1 protein-coding gene is annotated in these 803 nt (G+C 80.2%); it reads right to left on the reverse strand.

The window, feature by feature from the left end; translation table 11 throughout:
- The coding region (locus ABD352_RS54830) for a WD40 repeat domain-containing protein (RefSeq protein ID WP_425553998.1) at nucleotides 1-803 on the reverse strand (803 nt) is incomplete at both ends.

Here is an 803-nt window from a genome sequence, read left to right on the forward strand (position 1 = left end):
CGGTAGGCGAGGTCGGCGGCGCCGGGGATCGGCGCCGTGGTGGCGGCGACGTCGAGGGTGCCGGTGCGGCGGACCACGACCCGGTTCGCGGCGTCGAGGCTGGCGATGGCCTGGCCGCCCGGGTCGAAGGCGCCGCGGCGGCCCTCGAAGGTGGCGGTGATCCGGGCGGTGCGGCGGTCCCACAGCCGGGTCTGCCCGTCGGTGTAGCCGGCCGCGATCAGCGTGCCGTCCGGGGCGAACGAGATCCGCTCGACCTCCTGGCCCTTCACGGGCGCGGGCAGGGTCACCGCCGCCTCCGCCGCGGCCGGCCAGGCGCCGTCGGCGGGGACCGGCAGCAGGGTCACCGTGCCGGTGGCGCCGCCGACGGCGAGCAGCTGCCCGTCGGGGCTGAACGCGATGCTGGTCGCCGCGGTCGGGGTGGCCGGCACGGGGACGCCGATGCCGTCGCCGGAGGCCGGCCACAGGATCGCGACGCCGCCGCGGTGGCCGTCGGTGGTCTGGCTCGTCGCGGCGGCGAGCCACCGGCCGTCGGGGCTGAACGCGACCCCGTCGACGGTGCCGGTGGCCGGCATGCGCAGGACGCGGCGCAGCCCCGGGTAGGTGGCGGCCTTCTGCCACAGCGCGTCGGCCTGCTGGCCGGGTGCGGTCAGGTAGGCGGCGGCGTGCAGCAGCAGCGCCGTGTCGGCGGGCAGGCCCGGGGTGGCGGCCTCGGCCGCGATCTGCGCGCCGGCGCGCCGCTGCGCCTCGGCCCGCGCCCGGTCGGCCGCGTCCCCGGCGGCCCGCACGGCGACGGTCGCGGTGAC

It is taken from the genome of Dactylosporangium salmoneum, from assembly GCF_039532525.1.
In the GTDB taxonomy this organism is placed as follows: Bacteria; Actinomycetota; Actinomycetes; order Mycobacteriales; family Micromonosporaceae; genus Dactylosporangium; species Dactylosporangium salmoneum.